18 protein-coding genes and 1 pseudogene are annotated in these 20,609 nt (G+C 34.6%); 11 read left to right on the top strand and 8 right to left on the bottom strand.

Features of this window, described 5'->3' with window-relative positions; genetic code table 11:
• Positions 1-121 precede the first annotated feature (121 nt).
• The 4 genes and pseudogenes from tyrS (at position 122) to MUA88_RS06760 (ending at position 2,838) form a co-directional block, all read left to right on the top strand.
• A complete protein-coding gene (gene tyrS, locus MUA88_RS06770) occupies positions 122-1,384 on the top strand; it encodes a tyrosine--tRNA ligase (RefSeq protein ID WP_262605279.1) in 1,263 nt (420 codons plus the stop codon).
• 258 nt (positions 1,385-1,642) lie between these two features.
• Positions 1,643-1,729 (top strand): annotated as a pseudogene (locus tag MUA88_RS10955) (helix-turn-helix domain-containing protein); the annotation flags it as partial.
• Between the two features lie 6 nt (positions 1,730-1,735).
• Positions 1,736-2,050 carry a hypothetical protein gene (locus tag MUA88_RS06765; RefSeq protein ID WP_481906574.1) on the top strand — a complete coding sequence of 105 codons (315 nt, stop codon included), beginning with the start codon at positions 1,736-1,738 and terminating at the stop codon, positions 2,048-2,050.
• Entirely contained in the window at positions 2,050-2,838 is a 789-nt protein-coding gene (locus MUA88_RS06760; protein ID WP_262603426.1) for a zeta toxin family protein, read from the top strand. Before MUA88_RS06765 ends, MUA88_RS06760 begins: the two co-directional genes overlap by 1 nt.
• A 96-nt stretch (positions 2,839-2,934) precedes the next feature.
• Here MUA88_RS06760 and MUA88_RS06755 read toward each other — a convergent pair whose 3' ends face one another.
• Positions 2,935-4,146, bottom strand: a complete 1,212-nt coding sequence (locus MUA88_RS06755) for a S1C family serine protease (RefSeq protein WP_262605277.1) — start codon at positions 4,144-4,146, stop codon at positions 2,935-2,937.
• Positions 4,147-4,301: 155 nt separating this feature from the next.
• On the opposite strand from MUA88_RS06755, the gene MUA88_RS06750 reads away from it, so the two are divergent.
• Complete coding sequence (locus MUA88_RS06750; protein WP_262603424.1) at positions 4,302-4,919, top strand: lysophospholipid acyltransferase family protein; 618 nt, start codon at positions 4,302-4,304, stop codon at positions 4,917-4,919.
• A gap of 132 nt (positions 4,920-5,051) precedes the next feature.
• Positions 5,052-6,176, top strand: a complete 1,125-nt coding sequence (locus MUA88_RS06745) for an HAD family hydrolase (RefSeq protein WP_262605276.1) — start codon at positions 5,052-5,054, stop codon at positions 6,174-6,176.
• A 290-nt stretch (positions 6,177-6,466) separates the two neighbouring features.
• On the opposite strand, the gene MUA88_RS06740 is transcribed toward MUA88_RS06745, so the two are convergent.
• The 4 genes from MUA88_RS06740 to MUA88_RS06725 form a co-directional block, all read right to left on the bottom strand.
• Positions 6,467-8,362, bottom strand: coding sequence for a glycosyltransferase (locus tag MUA88_RS06740; RefSeq protein WP_262605275.1), 1,896 nt, complete (start codon positions 8,360-8,362; stop codon positions 6,467-6,469).
• A gap of 169 nt (positions 8,363-8,531) precedes the next feature.
• On the bottom strand, positions 8,532-10,124 hold the full coding sequence (gene serA / locus MUA88_RS06735; protein WP_262603421.1) for a phosphoglycerate dehydrogenase: 1,593 nt from the start codon (positions 10,122-10,124) through the stop codon (positions 8,532-8,534).
• The gene (locus tag MUA88_RS06730; protein ID WP_262605274.1) at positions 10,114-11,274 is read right to left on the bottom strand and encodes a pyridoxal-phosphate-dependent aminotransferase family protein; all 1,161 of its coding nucleotides are present in this window, start codon (positions 11,272-11,274) and stop codon (positions 10,114-10,116) included. Before MUA88_RS06730 ends, serA begins: the two co-directional genes overlap by 11 nt.
• Before the next feature lie 191 nt (positions 11,275-11,465).
• Positions 11,466-11,912 carry an SACOL1771 family peroxiredoxin gene (locus tag MUA88_RS06725; RefSeq protein WP_262603419.1) on the bottom strand — a complete coding sequence of 149 codons (447 nt, stop codon included), beginning with the start codon at positions 11,910-11,912 and terminating at the stop codon, positions 11,466-11,468.
• A 74-nt stretch (positions 11,913-11,986) separates the two neighbouring features.
• Here MUA88_RS06725 and MUA88_RS06720 point away from each other — a divergent pair, with 74 nt between their 5' ends.
• The gene (locus MUA88_RS06720) at positions 11,987-12,730 is read left to right on the top strand and encodes a glycerophosphodiester phosphodiesterase (protein ID WP_262603418.1); all 744 of its coding nucleotides are present in this window, start codon (positions 11,987-11,989) and stop codon (positions 12,728-12,730) included.
• 100 nt (positions 12,731-12,830) lie between these two features.
• Here MUA88_RS06720 and MUA88_RS06715 read toward each other — a convergent pair whose 3' ends face one another.
• The 3 genes from MUA88_RS06715 to MUA88_RS06705 form a co-directional block, all read right to left on the bottom strand.
• On the bottom strand, positions 12,831-13,778 hold the full coding sequence (locus MUA88_RS06715) for an ornithine cyclodeaminase family protein (protein WP_262605273.1): 948 nt from the start codon (positions 13,776-13,778) through the stop codon (positions 12,831-12,833).
• Positions 13,779-13,972: 194 nt separating this feature from the next.
• Positions 13,973-14,575, bottom strand: a complete 603-nt coding sequence (rpsD, locus tag MUA88_RS06710; RefSeq protein WP_262603416.1) for a 30S ribosomal protein S4 — start codon at positions 14,573-14,575, stop codon at positions 13,973-13,975.
• 219 nt (positions 14,576-14,794) lie between these two features.
• On the bottom strand, positions 14,795-15,256 hold the full coding sequence (locus tag MUA88_RS06705; protein WP_262603415.1) for a free L-methionine (R)-S-oxide reductase MsrC: 462 nt from the start codon (positions 15,254-15,256) through the stop codon (positions 14,795-14,797).
• 177 nt (positions 15,257-15,433) lie between these two features.
• Between MUA88_RS06705 and ezrA the strand changes: the two genes are divergently transcribed.
• From ezrA to MUA88_RS06685, 4 genes are all read left to right on the top strand, one after another.
• Complete coding sequence (gene ezrA / locus MUA88_RS06700; protein WP_262605136.1) at positions 15,434-17,134, top strand: septation ring formation regulator EzrA; 1,701 nt, start codon at positions 15,434-15,436, stop codon at positions 17,132-17,134.
• Between the two features lie 281 nt (positions 17,135-17,415).
• Positions 17,416-18,549 carry a cysteine desulfurase family protein gene (locus MUA88_RS06695; protein WP_262603414.1) on the top strand — a complete coding sequence of 378 codons (1,134 nt, stop codon included), beginning with the start codon at positions 17,416-17,418 and terminating at the stop codon, positions 18,547-18,549.
• Positions 18,549-19,769, top strand: coding sequence for a tRNA uracil 4-sulfurtransferase ThiI (gene thiI, locus MUA88_RS06690; RefSeq protein WP_262603413.1), 1,221 nt, complete (start codon positions 18,549-18,551; stop codon positions 19,767-19,769). Before MUA88_RS06695 ends, thiI begins: the two co-directional genes overlap by 1 nt.
• A 31-nt stretch (positions 19,770-19,800) precedes the next feature.
• A complete protein-coding gene (locus tag MUA88_RS06685) occupies positions 19,801-20,580 on the top strand; it encodes a TSUP family transporter (protein ID WP_262603412.1) in 780 nt (259 codons plus the stop codon).
• Positions 20,581-20,609: the final 29 nt, after the last annotated feature.

The raw sequence follows: 20,609 nt of genomic DNA, 5'->3' as shown, positions 1-20,609 counted from the left end.
GACGATGAACGTATCATCGTATGAGATCCAAGTATGGTGGTACCGTGCATACAATATTGCGCCCTTACGTTTATGTGAGTGGTGTTTTTTTTATGTTTAAAAACTCAAGGAGGACAGTCATATGAAAAATGCATTAATTGAAGACTTAAAATGGAGAGGTCTTATTTACCAACAAACAGATGAAACAGCGATTGAAGAATTATTAAATAAAGAAGAAGTGAAAATTTACTGTGGTGCGGACCCAACGGCAGATAGTTTACACATCGGACATTTATTACCATTTTTAACGTTACGCCGTTTCCAAAACGCAGGACATCGCCCAGTTGTACTTGTTGGTGGGGGAACAGGCATGATTGGTGACCCTTCAGGTAAATCAGAAGAACGTGTTTTACAAACTGAAGAACAAGTAGAACAAAATGTACGAGGCATTCAAAAACAAATGGAAATGCTTTTTGACTTCGATAAAGAAAATGGTCCCATTTTAGTAAATAATAAAGATTGGTTAAGTCAAATCAGCTTGATTGAATTTTTACGTGACTATGGGAAACATGTTGGTGTGAACTACATGTTAGGGAAAGATTCGATTCAATCACGATTAGAACATGGTATTTCATATACAGAGTTCACATACACAATTTTACAAGCGATTGACTTTGGTTACTTAAATCGTGAGTATGATTGTAAAATGCAAATTGGTGGATCAGACCAATGGGGTAATATCACAACAGGTATTGAATTAATGAGACGTATGTATGGTACGACTGATGCGTACGGCTTTACAATTCCACTTGTAACTAAAGCAGACGGCAAAAAGTTTGGTAAATCTGAATCAGGTGCTGTTTGGTTAGATAGTGAGAAAACAAGTCCATATGAATTCTACCAATTCTGGATCAATACAAGTGATGATGATGTTGTGAAATTCTTAAAATACTTTACGTTCTTATCTAAAGAAGAGATTGCTGAACTTGAACAATCAGTTGAAACAGAACCACATTTACGTAAGGCACAACAAGCACTTGCTGAAAATGTAACAGCTTTAATTCATGGTCAAGAAGCATTAGAAGAAGCACAACGTATTTCAGTAGCACTCTTCAAAGGTGACTTAAAAGCATTGTCAACAAAAGAAATTAAAGCAGGTTTCAAAGATGTACCTCAAGTAACAGTATCAAATGACACAACAAATATTGTGGATGCACTTGTTGAAGCAAAAATCTCATCATCTAAACGCCAAGCACGTGAAGATGTACAAAATGGTGCCATTTATATTAATGGTGAACGTCAAACAGATTTAGCATACGAATTGTCTGAAGAAGATAAATACGATAATGCTTTTACAATTATTCGTCGTGGTAAGAAAAAATATTTCATGGTGAATTACCAATAAGATGAATAAGTCAGTGATGTGTTCTCTTTGAGCCGTCGCTGGCTTTTTTAGGTTGTATGAAAATCATGCTATGGTTACGATTTTCTCAATGATTTTTATTATTTGCGATTATAATTAAGCTGACGCGTACCATTTTTGGTCCGTTTATCTTACATGAGGGTATAATCATATGAATAGAGGGGGATTTATATGATTGGAAAAAACATTAAAACTTTACGTAACACATATAATCTGACACAACCAGAATTCGCGTAAATTTTGGGTATTTCAATAAATAGCCTGAGCCGTTATGAAAATGGGACAAGTAACGTATCGATAGAGCTCGTAGATAGTATATGTCATAAATTTAATGTGACATATATTGATATCGTAGGGAAAGAAAAATTGTTAATACCTGTTGAAGATGATGAAATAACACTTAAAATTGAGATGATTAAAGAACGTGGTGCTGGTATTTTATCTCAATTATATCGTTATCAAGATCATCAAGACATATCATATGATGATGAGTCAAATCCATGGGTTCTAATGAGTGATGATTTGTCGGATATTATCAATACCAAAATTTATCTTGTTGAAACATTTGACGAGATAGAGCGTTTCAATGGTTACTTAGATGGTATTGAACGTATGTTAGAGATTGCTCGTCATCAGGTGGTAGCTTAATGACATTGAAAAAATTTAGTCAAAGTGAAATTAACCTTGCATTTAAACGACTTACTCGCTCTTTAACACGCGGAAAAACGATCTCCACTCAGCCTAAAGCGATCTTACTGGGCGGACAGAGTGGTGCAGGGAAGACAACGTTGCATAGAATGAAACAAAAAGAATTTCAAGGAAATATTATTATCATTGATGTGAATAGTTACCAATCATTACATCCTAATTATCTAAATTTACAAAAGGAATTTGGAAAAGAAAGTGTTCATTATACCAAGAAGTTTGCAGGTAAGATGGTTGAGTTATTAATTGAGGAATTAAGTAAACAAAGTTATCATCTATTAATCGAAGGGACATTAAGAACAACGGCTGTTCCTAGAGAAACTGCTCAACTTCTGAAGTCTCTCGGGTATGAAGTATCTTTAGCATTAATTGCGACGAAACCAGAATTGTCATATCTCAGCACTTTGATTCGATACGAAGAACTTTATAGAATTGATCCAACTAATGCTAGAGCAACTCCTATGGAACATCATGATGAGATAGTTAAAAACTTGCCTATGCGATTAAAAGAACTAGAAAATGATCAAATTTTTAAGCGAATACAAATTTACCAAAGAGACAAACATTGTGTGTATGATTCTGCAATAGATGATGCTTCAGCGGTAGAAATCCTTAAGGAGTGCCTTTTTGGACAATGGAGCGAAGTTGAGAATGAGATGCTGAGGTTGAGCAGTGATCGGTTGAGAGAATTAACATGTGGAAATGATCGTAGTATAGATACTAGTAAATGAAATATTTCATCATATACAGAATTTGGTATGTATTAATCATGAAATCATAAAAAACCATTGAAGTGTCGAGTCTGACATTTCAATGGTTTTATCTAATTATCGAGATTCAGCTAATGCGACATCTACTTTTTGAGTCTGTCCATTACGTTTAATTGTAAATGTTACAGTATCACCAGGCTGTTTATTTTTATACAGATAAGCGCGTAGATCTGAATCATTTTCAACTTTTTTGCCATCAATTTCAGTGATGATGTCACCACTTTTTAGGCTACTATTGCTACGTTGAACTTCAGCGACATACACACCGCTATCTGCATCCAATTTCTTTTTATATGAAGCGGGAATATCTGCCACATTTAACATGCCGATACCGACTGAAGGACGTTTTACTTCTCCATGTTTAACCAATTGTTCAATCACTAATTTTACTTCATTACTTGGAATAGCAAAACCAATCCCTTCAACTTGTGGGGCAGAGATTTTCATAGAGTTAATACCGACTAAGTTTCCGTTAAGATCTACAAGTGCACCACCAGAGTTACCAGGGTTGATGGCAGCATCTGTTTGAAGTACAGTTACTTTATTTGTACCAGCTGATGTTTCTGCGTCAATTGTACGTTCACTTGCTGAGATAATACCTGAAGTGACCGTGTTCGCAAATTCTAAACCAAGTGGGTTCCCCATTGCGAAGACGCTATCACCTGTTTTTACTTTTGAAGAATCGGCAAAGTCAATGGCTTTAATATCATTGCGATTTTTGATTTTAAGAACAGCGATATCTGTCAGTGGATCTGTGCCTACAAGCTCAGCACTCACTTGTTTTGAGTTATGTAGTTGAACTTTAATTGACGTTGCACCGTCAATCACATGATTATTTGTAACGATATAAGCATCTTTTTGATTGAGTTGATAAATCACACCTGAACCAATTCCAGACGGTTGGGCATCTGTTGATTTGCCTCGAAGTAAATCCTCTAAACTCTCCGCTTTTTGTTCATTGATAACACCAACGATAGAAGGTGATTTATCTTGAATCATTTCATTAACTGATGCGTAAGATTTAGATTTATTATCTTGTAGATTGCCACCTTTTTCATTTTCTGCCACATTTACGTTTGCGCCTGATCGATTATCAGAGGGCAACCATTTTGACACACCGTTCATTGCGCCAAATGCAATCATACCTCCAACAAGGCCAGCAATAAGTGCCGAAATAATTAGACGTAACCAGCTAGGTTTTTGTTGTCGAGGTGGTGGTGTTTGATAAGGTTGTGTTTGTGAATTTTGATGATTGTCGTTTGAATTCATAGTATGCCTCCTTCCCTTATATTATGCGGTTTTTCCAATGATATTTCTAGTCACATGGTATCAGACTATAGTTGTAGCCGATGAAAACTTGTTGAAATGAAAAGGAAGTGATAAAATCTAAAGAGCTAATTTTAATAAATAAAAGAGGTGCCAACATGCTCTACAATTTTATCGGGTCAGTCTTAAACTTTTTGATAGTTAAAAGATTGAAAAATTTAGAAGTCATTGGAAAAGAACATGAACCAGATAACCATGAGTATCTCGTAACATGTAATCATGAAAGTTATAATGAAATTGTCTTATTAGGAGTTGCCTTGCTCCCAAATCAAATTCATTTTATGGCAAAGCAAGAACTGTTTGAAAATAAACTTTTTGGGAAGTTTTTATCTGCATTGAATGCCTTTCCAGTAAATCGTGAAAATCCAGGGCCAAGTACGTTGAAAATTCCTGTTAAATTATTGAATTCTAATAAAACAGTAGGGATTTTTCCATCAGGACATAGAACAAAAGAAGAAGTACCGTTAAAACGCGGTGCGGCTACCATTGCTATGTTAGCGAAGAAACCAATTTTACCTGCAGCATACGTTGGACCGACTAAAATCATTGGTATGTTAACAGGTAAAGCATATATTAAGTTTGGAGAACCGATTGATACAACAACTTTTCCAGAAGGTATGAAACGCCAAGAAAAAGTAGAATATCTTACAAACTTAATTGGCGAACGTACGAAACAATTACAAAAAGAACTGAATGAATACGTTAAAACAAAATAGTCCTTAAAAAATAGTGTAATTGCTATGTATCATAGTGGTTTACACTATTTTTTGTTTTGTAGAACAGGTTGGTGTTCACTGCATAGCGTGATATAATGATATTATCTGAATATTCGGGAAGAGGGATTGATTATGACAAAGGCAGTATTATTTGATGTAGATGGTGTATTTTTAGATGAAGCAAGATGTTTTGATGTATCAGCATTAACCGTTTATGAACTATTGTATGATGAAGCCTATTTGAATCTAAAAAACGGTATCGCATTAGAGACTTTAACTGAGTCTCAAATTATGGCGATTCGAAGTGAATTATTTGAAAATGATCAAATATTACATCGTCTAAAGTCATTAGGAATCAATTCTAACTGGGATATGTTGTTCATTGTATTTTCAGTACATTTGATTGATGTCTTGAAGACATTACCTAAAAATGTAAGAGAAGCATTTTTAGATGAATCTACTTTTTCAGTGACATCTTTAAAGGAATTGCAGTCACATATTGAATATAAAGGTATTGACTATGCATTACCATTAGACTTTTTAAATGGTTTAACAGATGGGAAAGAACAAATTTATGAAGCACTAAAAAAATATGCTGGAGAGGTGCTTCAAACTGAGCAAACAGCCTTATTTGATATCAATAGTGTGATGTGGCAACTAGCGCAAGAATTATATCAAGAATGGTATTTAGGTACAAAACTTTATGAAGAAGTAGAGAAGAAGACAGCAAAAACCAACTATAAAAATGGTTATATCTATGATGAAGTTGTCCTTGCGCCAATTGAAGGAATTCGTCATCTGCTTCAAGATTTAAAATATGCGGGCTATTTACTTGCGATTGCAACAGGACGTACACGTGTAGAAACATTAATTCCATTTGAAGCACTTGGATTGTTATCTTATTTTGATGATGCACATATTGTGACTGCTAGTGAAGTTATCGAGGCTGAAAAGCAATATCCTGAGTTAAAACCACTGGGCAAACCTAATCCATTCAGCTATGTCGCAACGTATAATGGAAATCAAAAAGATAAATACCATGAGTATGCGACAAAACAGACAAATTGTATGAATCGTAATGAGGTGACTATTGTTGGTGATTCACTAGCTGATTTATTAAGCGCACAAAAAGTGAATGCAACATTCATTGGGACATTAACAGGGTTAAAAGGAACAGATGCGGCAGATGAATTAGATGCTAAAGGGGCAGATAAGCTCGTTAATCATGTTCTTGAAATTCGACAACATTTATTATAAGTTTTCGTTTTATGGTGGGATGGCATGATATGCTGTCCCGTTTTTTTAAATCTATAAACTATTCATGACTCAACACTCATATAACTATATGGTGTAACCATCATTTCTAATGTGAGACGCCCAGGCAACAGGTCGAACTGAAAATCCATTTTGGCTCCCATTGTTTAACAAAGCCAAATTATGTGAAGTGAATCGCCTTGGTAAATAAATATTAAAGAAATGATGGTACTTAAGAAAGCGTACAATTAATGATTAACTGTACGCTTAAAAGCAGGGTTAATATCCTGTCTTTATAGTTTAAAGCTTAAATTATCATGAGGTTTTGTGAAGTATGGTTTTGCTTTTTTAGTTTTAAGAGTTTCAACTTTCACAGGATTTCTGTCATTTCCAACACGCAATTCAAAATAATATGTGTCATATTGCATAGTTAAAAATACATCATAAACTTCATTGATTTCAAATTCGTTAGATTTAAAAAGAAATTCAAGTTTATATAAATCATCTTTTCTTTCTTTTACAACTGCATTTACTTTTTTATGTTTTCTAGTTCCATCACTTTTTATAGTAGATCTATTATAGAAAGTACCCCAGAATTGTGGTTTTATATGCTTTCTGTGATCATTCACTTTAACTTCAACTTGAATTTTAAAAGTATTTTTTGGCATTAATTTCTTCTCGAGTTTAATTAATTTTACGTTAGGTGTTACTTCAACTTTAGGTGATTTTAACTTTTCGAACAAATTAATCCAAGAAATTGCAAAACGTTCGTCAGAAAAAGTTTTTGCTTTCGCTATGGAATTTTCAGAGAATTTTTTTCGTTCATTTTTTGAGCCACTTAAATATTTAATAATAGTAGATGCTAATTTATTTATATTTCCTTCCTCAACTAAGTAGCCATTCTTTCCATGATCAATCATTGCTGAAGGGCCATATCTAATATCATATGCAATGACCGGTGTACCGTTTGCAATACTTTCTTGTATAGCTAGTGGGAATCCTTCATACTTAGATGTTATAAGTGAACATGTCGCACTTTGTAAAATTTCATCGATATTGTTTGCATATCCCATTAATTTTACATTTTCTTTCAACTGAAGTTTATCTATTAATTTTTGCAGATTTTCTTTTTGGTCCCCATCGCCATAAATCAATAACTGTGCTTTAGGCTTTTCTTTAGATACTTTTTTGAAAGCTTGAATTGCATGTTCTAATCGTTTTTCTTCATGCAATCTTGCTATCATAACTATTTTATTGTGATCTCTTGTTTGTGTATTTTCAGGTATTTCTATTGAATGAGGGAGTACAAAGTAATTGGTTCTTTCACCGAATCGATTGATAACATCTGCTTTTTGTTTTTCTGTAAGTAAAACTAAAGCATCCACTTCATTTAGGTTATATAAAACTTTTCTATTCCCAGCTCGGACAATATCAGTACCAGGACGTATGTGAATACTATGTGTCATAAATATTTTTCTAACTCTGCTATCTTTAATACTCAAGATAACTGAATCTTGTGCTCTTGCTTCTCCAACTAAATAATTACAACTATCAGTGATGAATTCCTCAACGAAGTGTCTTTTAAAAGCATCAAAAGAATTAAATCTAGTTATAGTTTCATCGAATAACACAACATTTTTAATATTTTTCTTATTATTAGTAGCATCATATTCTCTGGCTTGGAATGCTGTACCATCTTTTCTATAAAATACTTGTCGGGATAAGTTTTTATTGAGATAGTGTGTTGTCCAATATAAATAACCGTCTTTATCAATAACATCTTTTTTAATGCATAAATTGTTTTCAGTAAAATACTTCGCTTCTTTTATAGAATTGTTGTCATATGTTATTTCTAAAACTTTGACAACATTATTATAAAACTCTTTTACATTACCTTTTAAATTAACAGATGATAATTCGCTCGTATCTAATGTGTATCGAACTGGTGAATTTTGTAGTCCACGTTCGCGATAATAATCATTAATATTTAAAATATCTGTTTTATTTTCAAGATCATATCGTTTCACAATTTCATTTTTGACATCATTAAAATTATGATCAGCATGAAATGTTAGAATTTTAGATTTAAGACCTTTATAGTCATATAATATTCTTGCTTTGTTGAGTAATGAGGCAGTTAGCCCTCCATGGTCTCTATCTAACCTGCTAGTAAGAAAAATAGTATTCATAATTATCTCCTTAAGTTAAAATGTCTTTGTCCTCATATTAACACAGAAATATCGATAAAGTGTTTCTTTTATTAGCATTAAATTTTAAGTATCAATAAATCAATATTATATTTATGATATTAAGACGAAAGTCATAGTTTTAATCTTAAATAGTCTATGTTTCACCATATTATTCATTCAGTGTCACGAGTTGTATGCTCTTAATACCAGGAATACCTAATAATGCTTGATGTACATCTGAATTGATAGGGTGATCAATAGATAAAATCATCATGGCACGTCCACCAATTTGTTTTCGTCCGACATACATTGATGCAATGTTGATATCGTGTTCACCTAATATTTGACCGGTTCTTCCTATCATACCAGGTTGGTCAGTATGTTGAACAAAGAGTTGATAACGTTCTGGTTTAAAATCCACAGCGTAGTCATCTATTCTAACAATTCGTGGTCCAAAACCACTCAATACCGTCATACCAATTTTGGCACGGTCTTCTTTATTAATTAACTCGACCTCGATGTAATTGCTAAAGCCTTGCACACCTTTTGTTTTTTCAATCGTATATGAGACGTTTTGTTCATTCAGTAACATTAACGCATTAATTAAGTTGACGTGATCGCCCATATCTTCTTGTAAAACACCTTTTGCTAATGTACGTGTTAATAAGCTTGTATCATCTAAAGCTAAGTCACCACTATAGGTAATATTCATAGTCCGTGGTGCTTTAGGGAGTAATTGAATTGCAAGTTCACCTGTTGTTTGTGCTAATTCTACAAATGGTTGTATATCTTCTGAGTGATCAAAGATAACTTTTGGTGCATTGACAGCATGTGATACTTTTTGATATTTAAGAATTTCAATAATTTCCTCAGCGACAGATAAAGCGACTTTTTCTTGTGCTTCTATCGTTGATGCACCTAAATGAGGTGTGACAATGATTTTTGGATGTTGCGTGACGGGTGTACCGACAGCAGGTTCATTTTCAAATACATCTAGAGCGGCGCCAGCAATTTTATCTTCATCAAGTGCACGAATTAAAGCTGCTTCATCAATAATACCGCCACGCGCTACATTGATAATTCTTAAATTTGGCTTTGCAAGATTGAAAAAGTCATCATTTACTAATCCACGTGTTTTTTCAGTTAATGGCGTATGTACCGTTACAAAATCTGCAGACTGTGCAATTTCTTCAACAGATGCACGTTTAAAGCCTAATTCATTGGCTTGTGACTCTGTAAGATAGGGGTCAAATGCGAGAATTTGCATACCGAAACTCTGCATGCGTTTCGCAACACCAATTCCAATTCGACCTGTCCCAATCACACCCAGTGTTTTTTGGTAGAGTTCAGTACCACGGAATGTTTTGCGATCCCATTCTCCATTTTTTAATGATGCATGTGCCTGTGGTATATTACGAGACATACTTAAAAGCATTGCTACAGAGTGTTCTGTCGCTGAAATCGTATTCCCATCAGGTGCATTGATGACAACGATACCTTCTTTAGTTGCTGTATCAATGTCAATATTATCAACGCCTACACCAGCTCTCGCAACCACTTTTAAATTTGTGGCACTTTTTAAAATTTTGGCTGTTACTTGCGTTTGACTTCTAACGATGAGAGCGTCGTAATCATTAATAATATCAACGAGTTCATTTTCAGTTAATCCAGTTTTGTGGACAACTTCAAAAGCGTCATCCTCATGTAATTGATGTAATCCATCATCAGAAATAGGATCTGCTACGAGTACTTTATAATTCATTATTTATAACCTCCAAAAATGCTTTTGTTCCTTTACCAATATAATCTTCTTGGCGATATGCACTTAAAATCATCTCTAGACTTGCGATGAAAGGTAAAAGATCAAAAGGTGAAATAAATCCCATGTGACCGACACGTAATATGTGACCTTTTAGTTTACCTTGTCCACCAGCAATTGTGATATTAAATTTCTCACTTAATTGTGACTTAATATAAGTTAATTCATCTGCATCTCTTGGTACAAATGCAGTAACAGTAGGAGAGGCCGCTTCATCAGTAACAAGTAAGTTGAGCGACAGTGCTTTTAAAGCATTGCGCACAGCATTTCGAATGAAGTCATGACGTTGAATAACATGTTCAAAACCTTCATTTTCAACCATTTGACAGTACTGAACAACACCTTGAAATCCTGGTACATTCGGCGTGTATGGTGTGGTATCTGCTTCTAAAGATTTTAAGTGCTTTGTTAGATTTAAGTAAAAACTTGGGCTTTCTACTTCAGAAAATTGATTTTTAGCTCGGTCATTATATGCGACAAATGCAAGTCCAGGTGGCAGCATCATTGCTTTTTGACTTCCTGCAACAAGAACATCAATTTTATCTCGATCCATATTGACATCAACGGCACCAATGCAACTGACGCCATCAACAATATAGAAGAGTTCTGGATTGATTTGTTTTAATGCTTGTCCGAGTTCAGCAACTGGGTGTAACACTGAAGTCGATGTTTCACAATATTGCGTAAACACAGCAGAGATAGGATGTTCGATAGATTGAATAAAGTTGAGCACCGCTTCTGTTTCAAAAGCTTCACCCCATTCAACATGAAATACATGGAGGTTATGTGAATAAGCTTCTGCAATTTGTTGGAATCGTGCACCAAATGCACCTGAAACAATGACAACTATGTGGTCATCGGGATTTATTAAGTTACGCATACTTGCTTCTAATGCACTTGTCCCACTAGAAGTAAGAATGATGACTTCGTTGGATGATCCGAAAACAGTTTTTAACCCAGAAAAAGCTTTTTTAGCAACTTTTTCAAAAGCTTTTGAGCGATGTCCAACCATAGGTGTGTTCATTGCATTTTGAATTTCTTGTGGAACAGGTGTGGGTCCAGGTGTTAATAATAAAAAATGGTGTGTGTACATAATTTATCTCCCCTCATGAGTATGTTTTTTCATTTTAACAAATTTTCAGATAAAACAACAGAGTGTATTTGGAGACGTAACAGATAACGATGATAACTGATTTATTTATAAAAAGCCTCTGCATTTTAGACTATATCTAAAAGTGGCAGAGGCGATTTTTAAAAAATTTTTGTTTAATATATTATAGAACTTTAATAGGTAATTTCAGGAAAGACTTCAATTTCCACATTTCCTCTTAAGCTATTAGAAACCATGCAATTTTTATCAGCGATTTGAATTAATGAGTCGATGCGTTGTTTTAATTTCAACATCGTTTGTTCATCTGCTACTTGAATAATAGGGCGATGCGTAATTTTGGTCATTGTAAAACGTCGGTTTTCAAATGTCGCTGTGCCTGCTGATTGCATATCAATTTTTAAGGGAGTCAAATGTGCACGTTCTAAAGCAGCAGCAAGTGATATGGTCATACAGCTGGATGCTGCGCCGACAAGTAATTCATCAGGATTTGTACCTTGTCCTTTACCACCTAATGAACTAGGGATGGAAACATCATGTGACAGAATATCTCCTGTTAAATGACCGACCTCGTCACGTCCACCGTGCCAAGTGACTTTTGTTTTAAAATCATGTTGTACCAATTTGATTCACTCCGATTCTAAATATGTTAAATTAAGTGTAGACAAAGTTTTATTAAAAAAAAGTAGGACAGTTTATGAAATTATCAAGGCCAAATCGATTGTTTCAAGTCATTGCACATAGAGGGTTATCCCAAAGATTTCCTGAAAATACCAAACTTGCATATCAAGCGGCACTCAGTCAACATATTGATATGTTAGAAATAGATTTACATTTAACAAAAGATGGTGTCCTCGTGGGTATTCATGATGATACGATTGACCGTACATCGAATGGAAAAGGGGCAATTAAAGATTTTACTTTAGAAGATTTAAGAACTTTTAATTTTAATAGTGGGAATGAAGAAATAGCTGAAGCGGATATTATGACTTTTGATGAAATACTAACACTTTGTAAGAATTATTCTAAAACATTGTTGGTAGAAGTAAAAAAGCCAAACAAATATCCAAATATTGGTGAACAAATTATCCAAAAAATTAATTACCATGCCTTTCCAATCAACCGTATAATCATCCAATCTTTTGATCAGTCATTTATTAAAGAAATACAACAACAAGTACCATATTTAAATTATGGTGTACTCATCAGTAAACGAAAATATTGGCTAAAACAGCCAGATTTCCATGAGATTGCGCAGTACGCAGATTATGTAAATCCTAATTATCAATTAGTGAATAAGAAATTTATAAAACGTGCACATGCTGAAGGCCTTAAAGTTTTACCATACACAGTCAATGATGCACAAACAGCTAAAAAATTAATGTTGCTAGGTGTGGATGGTGTGATATCGGACGTACCTGATGAATTATTCAAGTTGTAATAAGAGATTCATTTTAATAACTAAAAGATATGAGAGTAGGGCAGAAATCTTTGTTGCTATAAAAGATTTCTGTCCTACTCCCTTATTTTAGGTTAACGATCTATTTATTGAATTTTTCCCATGCTCCAAGTGCGACAGCAAGGTCAAAGTGGGCAGCACCGACACATTTGAAAATCGTAATATCTTTATCTTGGCGTTGGATTTCTCCTTTTAACGAAACCCCTTTAAGATCATCATTATGTGCATCAAAGGAGAAAAGCCCTTTTTCATCTGCCTCAATAAATTCACCGGCTTCTTCTTTTACACCTTCTAAATCATCAAATACAATTTGTGTGGCTTGAGGGAACAGTTCATTATCCATTTCCTTCATTTCTGGACGATATGAACCGATACCGTTAATATGTGTGCCATCTTTTACATCATTTGCATTAAATACTGGTGTTAATGATTTTGTTTGACAATTAATGATATCAGATTGCTTAACAAGTTCTGATACATCGGATACGACTTCAAATGTAATATTTGAGTGCTTATCTGCAATACGTGATTTAAAGTCATGTGCTTTTTCTGTAGTCCGATTGAAAAGTAATACCTTTTTAATAGGGCGAACGGCTAGGTTTCCTAACAATTGTTCATAAGCCATCCCACCCGTGCCAATCATACCAAGAACTTCACTATCTGGTCGACTCATATATTTTGTAGCAATCCCACTTAAAGCACCTGTACGTAATCGTGTTAAATAACTCCCATCCATACTCGCGACATGTTCACCCGTCGTTAAATCGGTAATCACGATATTTGCTTGTGTGGTGGGTCTATGATGTTTTGGATTCTCTGGAGTAATGGAAGTAATTTTAATAATTCCTTGTTGTTTTCCTTGATGAATACAAGGCATATAAAGCATGGATTTTGCACCTTCACCAGTCGGGATCACAATACGTGATGTTTGACTTACTTCATCAATATTTTGGAAAAGATTTTCAATATCTTGGATAGCATCAGACATATGATATGTTGTCATTACTTCATTTTCTGTAAATACTTTCACAGTAACATCTCCCTTTGAATAACTCTTGTTTCTTTTAGTATAGGAAAGAATAACACGATTGAAAAGCAGTTCAATAGAAAGAGAGGTAAAGTGAGTAGGGAATATGAAATATGTCGTCCTACTGAAAAAGGGGATAATAAAAAAGCCAAGCTGGCAATAACTGCCGATACTTGGCTTTTGAAATAAACAAAATCTTAACGTGAGTAGTACTCAACGATTAATTGTTCGTTGATTTCTGCAGGTAATTCACTGCGTTCTGGTAAACGAACGAAAGTACCTTTAAGGTTGTCTGTATCGAATTCTAAGTAGTCAGGAACAAAGTTACTGATTTCTACTGATTCAGCGATGATTGCAAGTTTTTGTGATTTTTCACGAACTGCAATTTCTTGACCTGGTTTTAATGAGTAAGATGGGATATCTACACGTTTACCATCTACTAAGATATGACCGTGGTTAACTAATTGACGTGCTTGACGACGTGTACGTGCTAAACCTAATGAGTATACAACTGCGTCTAAACGACTAGCAAGTAATACCATGAAGTTTTCACCGTGTACACCACCTTGTTTACCAGCGATGTTGAAAGTGTTACGGAATTGACGTTCAGTCATTCCATATAAGTAACGTAATTTTTGTTTTTCACGTAATTGTAAACCATACTCTGATAATTTTTTACGTTGAGTAGGACCGTGTTGTCCTGGTGCATATGGACGTTTATCTAATTCTTTACCAGTACCTGATAATGAAATACCTAAACGACGTGATTTTTTCCAGCTTGAACCTCTGAAACGAGCCATAATTGACTCCTCCTTTTTCTTTTTTGTAGTTATGAATAACAAAAAAGAGTGTTAAATGCTCGATAGGATATGGTGTTTTGTGTGTCCTCGCCTCATAGCTACGGTTACACGGCACGCCCTCTTTGGGAACACTATAGCGCCTATCAATATTTAACTGCTACTTTCGTTTATTCACACAAAATCAATTGTAACACTTTGAATGCTTTTGTCAATGATTATTTATCCAAGATGTTTTTCCAAGATCTCAACAAACTTTGCTAATCCATCTTCATCTTCTTGAGAAAATCTTTCAGTAATAGGAGCGTCAATATCTAAGACGCCAATGACTTCTTCTCCTTTATGAATAGGGACAACAATTTCTGATTGACTTGCGGCGTCACAAGCGATATGACCAGGAAAAGCGTTAACATCTGCAACACGTTGAATCTTGTTTTCTTGAACCGCTGTCCCACAAACACCGCTTCCTACCGCAATATGTACGCAAGCAGGTTTACCTTGGAAAGGACCCAAAATCAAGGCACCATTTTTCATTAAATAAAAGCCAACCCAGTTGATTTCGTCCAAATTTTCGTTCAAGAGAGCTGATGCATTACTTAAATTGGCAATAAGATCTGTTTCTCCTTCTAATAAAGCATCTAATTGTCTTGCTAATAAATCATAATTTGTTGGTTTAATCGCCATGTTATCCACTCACTTTTTCACAATTTTAAGGATATTATAGCCTCATGTTTGTATTCATGCAAAGAATCGATATTTACATATAAATAATAGATGTTACATATTTTTTAAGATTTTGATTTTATGACGTGATAATTTACGTTATAATAGTTTTATGTATTTAGGAGGAGAAGAATGAACATGTTATTGTATATCATACTAGCGGTTATTATTATTATTTTAATTGGCATTGGTATCCTGTTCTATATGCGTTCTCAAAAACGAACGATCATCCAAGAAGCAGAATCGCGTCGAGAGAAATTGAATGCGTTGTCTTATGATGAAAGTTTAGAAAAGTTAAAACAACTTCATCTTTCAGGGGAAACAAAGCAACGATATGACAGCTTGCGTTCAGAATGGACACAAACAACAAATGATTTATTGGCGCCAGTTGATGAGAAAATCCATGAGGCAGAAGTGACGCTCGATAAATTTAAGTTTTCTCAAGCGCAAGTTGAGATTGATGATGCACATAGTTTAATGGATGAGTACGAAGCGAAACATCAAGCATTAACTGAACAAGCAGATGAAGTGATTCAACTTCATCAAGAAAGTGATTCTATTTATGAACAAACAAAAGAAAATCACCGCAAAATGAAGCGTGATGTTTTAGCGAATCGTCATCAATTTGGTGAAGCTGCAGCACCATTAGAACAAGAAATCGAATCAATGGAACCAGAGATTGAACATTATCAAGAATTGAAAGATGCGGGTAACTATCAAGAAGCACATACACATATTAAAGCTTTAAATGATGACATTACGTATCTTCAACAAGATATGGTCGAAATTCCGGATCTTATCCGTGAAGCACAAAAAGAATTACCAGGGCAGTTCCAAGACTTAAAATATGGTGTGCGTGATTTAAAAGTAGAAGGTTATGACCTTGACCATGTTAAAGTTGATAGTACATTACAAAGCTTAAAAACAGAGTTAAGTTTTGTTGAACCTATGATTAGTAAGCTGGAATTAGATTCTGCAAACCAAAAGCTTGAAGAGATCAATAATCAACTTGATGTCATGTATGATTTAATTGAACATGAAGTGAAAGCTAAAAATGCGGTTGAAGAATCAAAAGAGCGTATTACAGATGAATTGTTCCATGCTAAAGATATGAATTACACATTACAAACTGAAATTGAATATGTACGTGAAAACTACTATATCAATGAAAGTGACGTGCAAAATGTCCGTCAATTTGAAAATGAAATTCAGAATTTGATTGCTGTCTATGATGAAATCTTATTAGAAATGTCAAAATCAGCGGTAAGATATAGTGAAGTTCAAGATAACTTGAAATATATTGAAGACCATGTTGTTGTCATCAATGAAAAACAAGAGAAGTTACAAAATCATCTTATCTCATTACGAGAAGATGAGGCGGAAGCAGAGGAACATATTTTACGCGTTCAAAGTAAAAAAGAAGAGATTTATCGTCGTCTTTTAGCTTCTAACTTAACAAGTGTGCCAGAACGTTTCATTATCTTGAAAAATGAAATTGATTATGAAGTGAGAGATGTAAATAAACGTTTCAGTGAGCGCCCAATCAATGTTCAACAACTTAAAGACAAAGTGAATAAAGTGGTACTTCAAATGAATAAATTTGAAGATGAAGCAAACGACGTATTAATTAATGCTGTTTATGCAGAAAAACTGATTCAGCACGGTAACCGCTATCGTAAAGATAACCATGATTTAGATAAGAGTCTAAATGAAGCGGAACGCCTATTCAAAAATAACCGTTACAAACGTTCAAGCGAGATTTCAGCACAAGCACTTGAACGAATTGAACCAGGTATCAGTCAACATATTGAACGAGAAGTAATGTCTGAACAAGTTTAAAGAATGGAAGCCATGATGTGAGGAGCGCATCATGGCTTTTTTAAATTGTTTTTTGTGAAAACTAGATTGTTCAAAAACTATCATCATCATGCGTAGTAATGGGTACATTCATACATGTAAGGCTGATTTCATAATGAATAATGATTAGAGACAAACTCACCAATGTCTCTTACTACTTAAAGAGATATATGATGCAAAAATAATCAAGATTTTTAGCTATTCATTTCAATTGTAATTATAGTACAATGTAATAATGATTAATGAATGAAGGAGTCCTAAGCATGCTATATTTTGACAATGCTGCAACGACAAAACCGGATGCATCCGTTTTAGAGAGTTATATGAAGGTCAATCAGCAATATTATTTTAATCCAAATAGCCCACATGAAAAGGGTGTTGAGGTAAGTCGGCTATTACAACAAGCGCGAAATCAAATTAAAAAGACTTTAAAGCTAAATGATGAAACAGTTGTTTTTACAAGTGGTGCAACTGAATCGAATAATATGGCTTTGAAAGGTGCGGCTTATCAAAAGAAACATTTTGGTCGAACATTGATTACATCTGTACTTGAACATCCTTCAGTATTAGAAGTCTTACGTGCACTTGAAACAGAAGGCTTTATATTGAAATATGTCAATGTCACAAAAGAAGGGCGTATTGATATTGATCATTTAAAATCAATGATGTCGTCGGATGTCATACTTGTGACTTGTATGCACGTCAATAACATTATGGGACAAGTACAACCGATAGAAGAAATAGTTGAAGTACTGCAAGATTATCCGAAAGTTCATTTCCATGTAGATGCGGTGCAAGCACTAGGGAAGTTGCCACTCATTACACAAGGTGTGGATAGTATTGCATTAAGTGCACATAAATTTAATGGCTTAAAAGGACAAGGTGTGCTTATATTGAATAATATGCATCAAATTCAACCGATCATTCATGGTGGAGGACAAGAATTTTCACTGCGTAGTGGTACGGTCAATGTACCGATTGATGTAGCCAGTGCTAAAGCAATTCGCTTAGCAGAAGATCGCCGAACAGAAATGATGACGGAACTTTCTAAAGTAAATCAAGCATTAAGAGATATCATCTCACAATACAAAGGCGTATCTATTAATTCGCCTGAAGATGCATCGCCACATATACTTAACATCGCATTCCCAGGTGTACGTGGGGAAGTTGTTGTTAATGCCTTTTCTAAACAAGGTGTGATGGTTTCAACAACAAGCGCATGTTCATCAAAACATTCAAAAGTAAATGAAGTACTTCAAGCGATGGGGATTTCAACATCTAGCATTTTAGGCAGTATTCGTTTATCGTTTGATTACAATACACGTTATGAAGATATTCAAGCATTTAAACATGCGTTAGACGAAGTATATAAAGAAGTGAAGGAGTTATTAGAATAATGATATATGATCATCTATTAGTAAGATATGGAGAGTTAACGCTCAAGGGAGGCAACCGAAAAGTCTTTGTTAATCAGCTGCGTTCCAACGTAAAACGATCACTCATGCCATTAAAAGGATATGAAGTGAAAGCCAATCGTGACCGCATGTATATCGAATTAGAACCACATGCTGATGTAGAGGAAATGATGTCACGTATTTCAAAAGTGTTCGGCGTTCATTCTATCAGCCCAGTACTTAAAATCGAAAAAAATATGGATGCTGTCTATAAGCACGCAGTTCAGTTTGCAGAAAAATATACAGATGGAGATAGTTTTAAAGTTGAAGTAAAACGTAGCGATAAACAATTTGAATATGAGACATTTGCTATTCAACGTATGGTTGGTGGTGAAGTGCTTAAAAATGTTCCTGGATTACACGTGGACGTTCGTAAACCTGACCATCAAATTATGGTAGAAGTACGTTTAGATGCTATTTACATGTATGATCGTACGATTGAAGCAATTGGTGGCTTACCAGTTGGAACAGGTGGAAAAACACTTTTAATGCTTTCAGGTGGTATCGACTCACCAGTTGCAGGTATGGAAGTCATGCGCCGTGGCGTAACCATTGAAGCCGTTCATTTCCATAGTCCGCCATTTACGAGTGAAAAAGCAAAACAAAAGGTGATTGAATTAACGCGTATTATGGCAGAACGCGTTGGTACGATTAAATTACATATCGTACCATTTACTGAAGTTCAAAAACAAATTCATAAAGTTGTACATGAGCGTTACACAATGACTTCTACACGTCGAATGATGTTGCGTATTGCAGATAAGTTAGCGCATCAAATTGAAGCGGATGCGATTGTAAATGGTGAAAACTTAGGACAAGTGGCAAGTCAAACATTAAAGAGTATGTATGCTATTAATGCCGTAACTTCTACACCTATTTTAAGACCGCTTCTGTCATTAGATAAAGAAGAGATTGTCGCAAAAGCAAAAGCAATTGGTACATTTGAAACATCAATTCAACCGTACGAAGATTGCTGTACAATTTTCACACCAAAACATCCTGTGACTGAACCACAATATGATAAAGTATTGAAATATGAATCTGGCTTTGATTTTGAAGACATGTTAAACAAAGCTGTTGAAAATATTGAAACATTAGTGATTGATAAAAACTACCAAGTACATGAAGAAGATAAGAATACTTGGGAAGAAGACTTATTCTAATATAATTAACCAAAATAAAGGGGATGGTTAAATGTTGATGGAATGGGATTGGACACTTATCGCAATTATTTTAGCATTTGGTTTTTTAGCTGCATTTATTGATGCTGTCGTAGGGGGAGGTGGGCTGATTTCGATACCGGCACTGTTAGCAATCGGTTTACCACCGGCTACAGCATTAGGTACAAATAAATTAGCCAGTGCTTTTGGTTCCTTTACGAGTGCAATTCGTTATTTACGTTATGGTAAAGTAGACCTTCGAATTGTTGCAAAGTTATTTCCGATTTCTTTTGTTGCATCCATATGTGGTGCCATACTTGCTGTTTATCTACCTGCAGAGTTACTAAAACCATTAGTTATCGTCATACTAACAACAGTATTAATTTATACATTGTTAAAAAAAGATTGGGGCAGTATCCGTACATATAAAAAGTTATCTATGAAGAAGTTAATACTCTTTGTGGTCGTCCTAGCAATGATTGGATTTTATGATGGTTTTCTAGGAGGAGGAACAGGTTCCTTTTTAATGTTTGCTTTCTTAATGATTGGTTTTGACTTTCTAAGTGCTGCTGGCAATGCGAAAGTATTAAATTTTGCATCGAATTTAGGCGCATTATTACTATTTATTTACCTTGGACATGTTGATTATGTCTTTGGACTTTCGATGGCAGCAAGCATGGTCGTCGGCTCTTATTTTGGCGCATGGTTTGCTTTGAAATATGGTGTCGGCTATGTAAAGGTCCTTTTTGTTGCTGTAACGGGCATACTGATTCTTAAAAACTTATTTGATTATCTATCTACACATGTTTTTTAATATAATAGAAAATGACCTCTCAGACTTTT

The sequence above is a fragment of the Staphylococcus sp. IVB6240 genome (genome assembly GCF_025558425.1).
GTDB lineage: Bacteria > Bacillota > Bacilli > Staphylococcales > Staphylococcaceae > Staphylococcus.
Note: the sequence above shows the minus strand (reverse complement) of the source record. Positions and strands in the feature narration are given on the sequence as shown.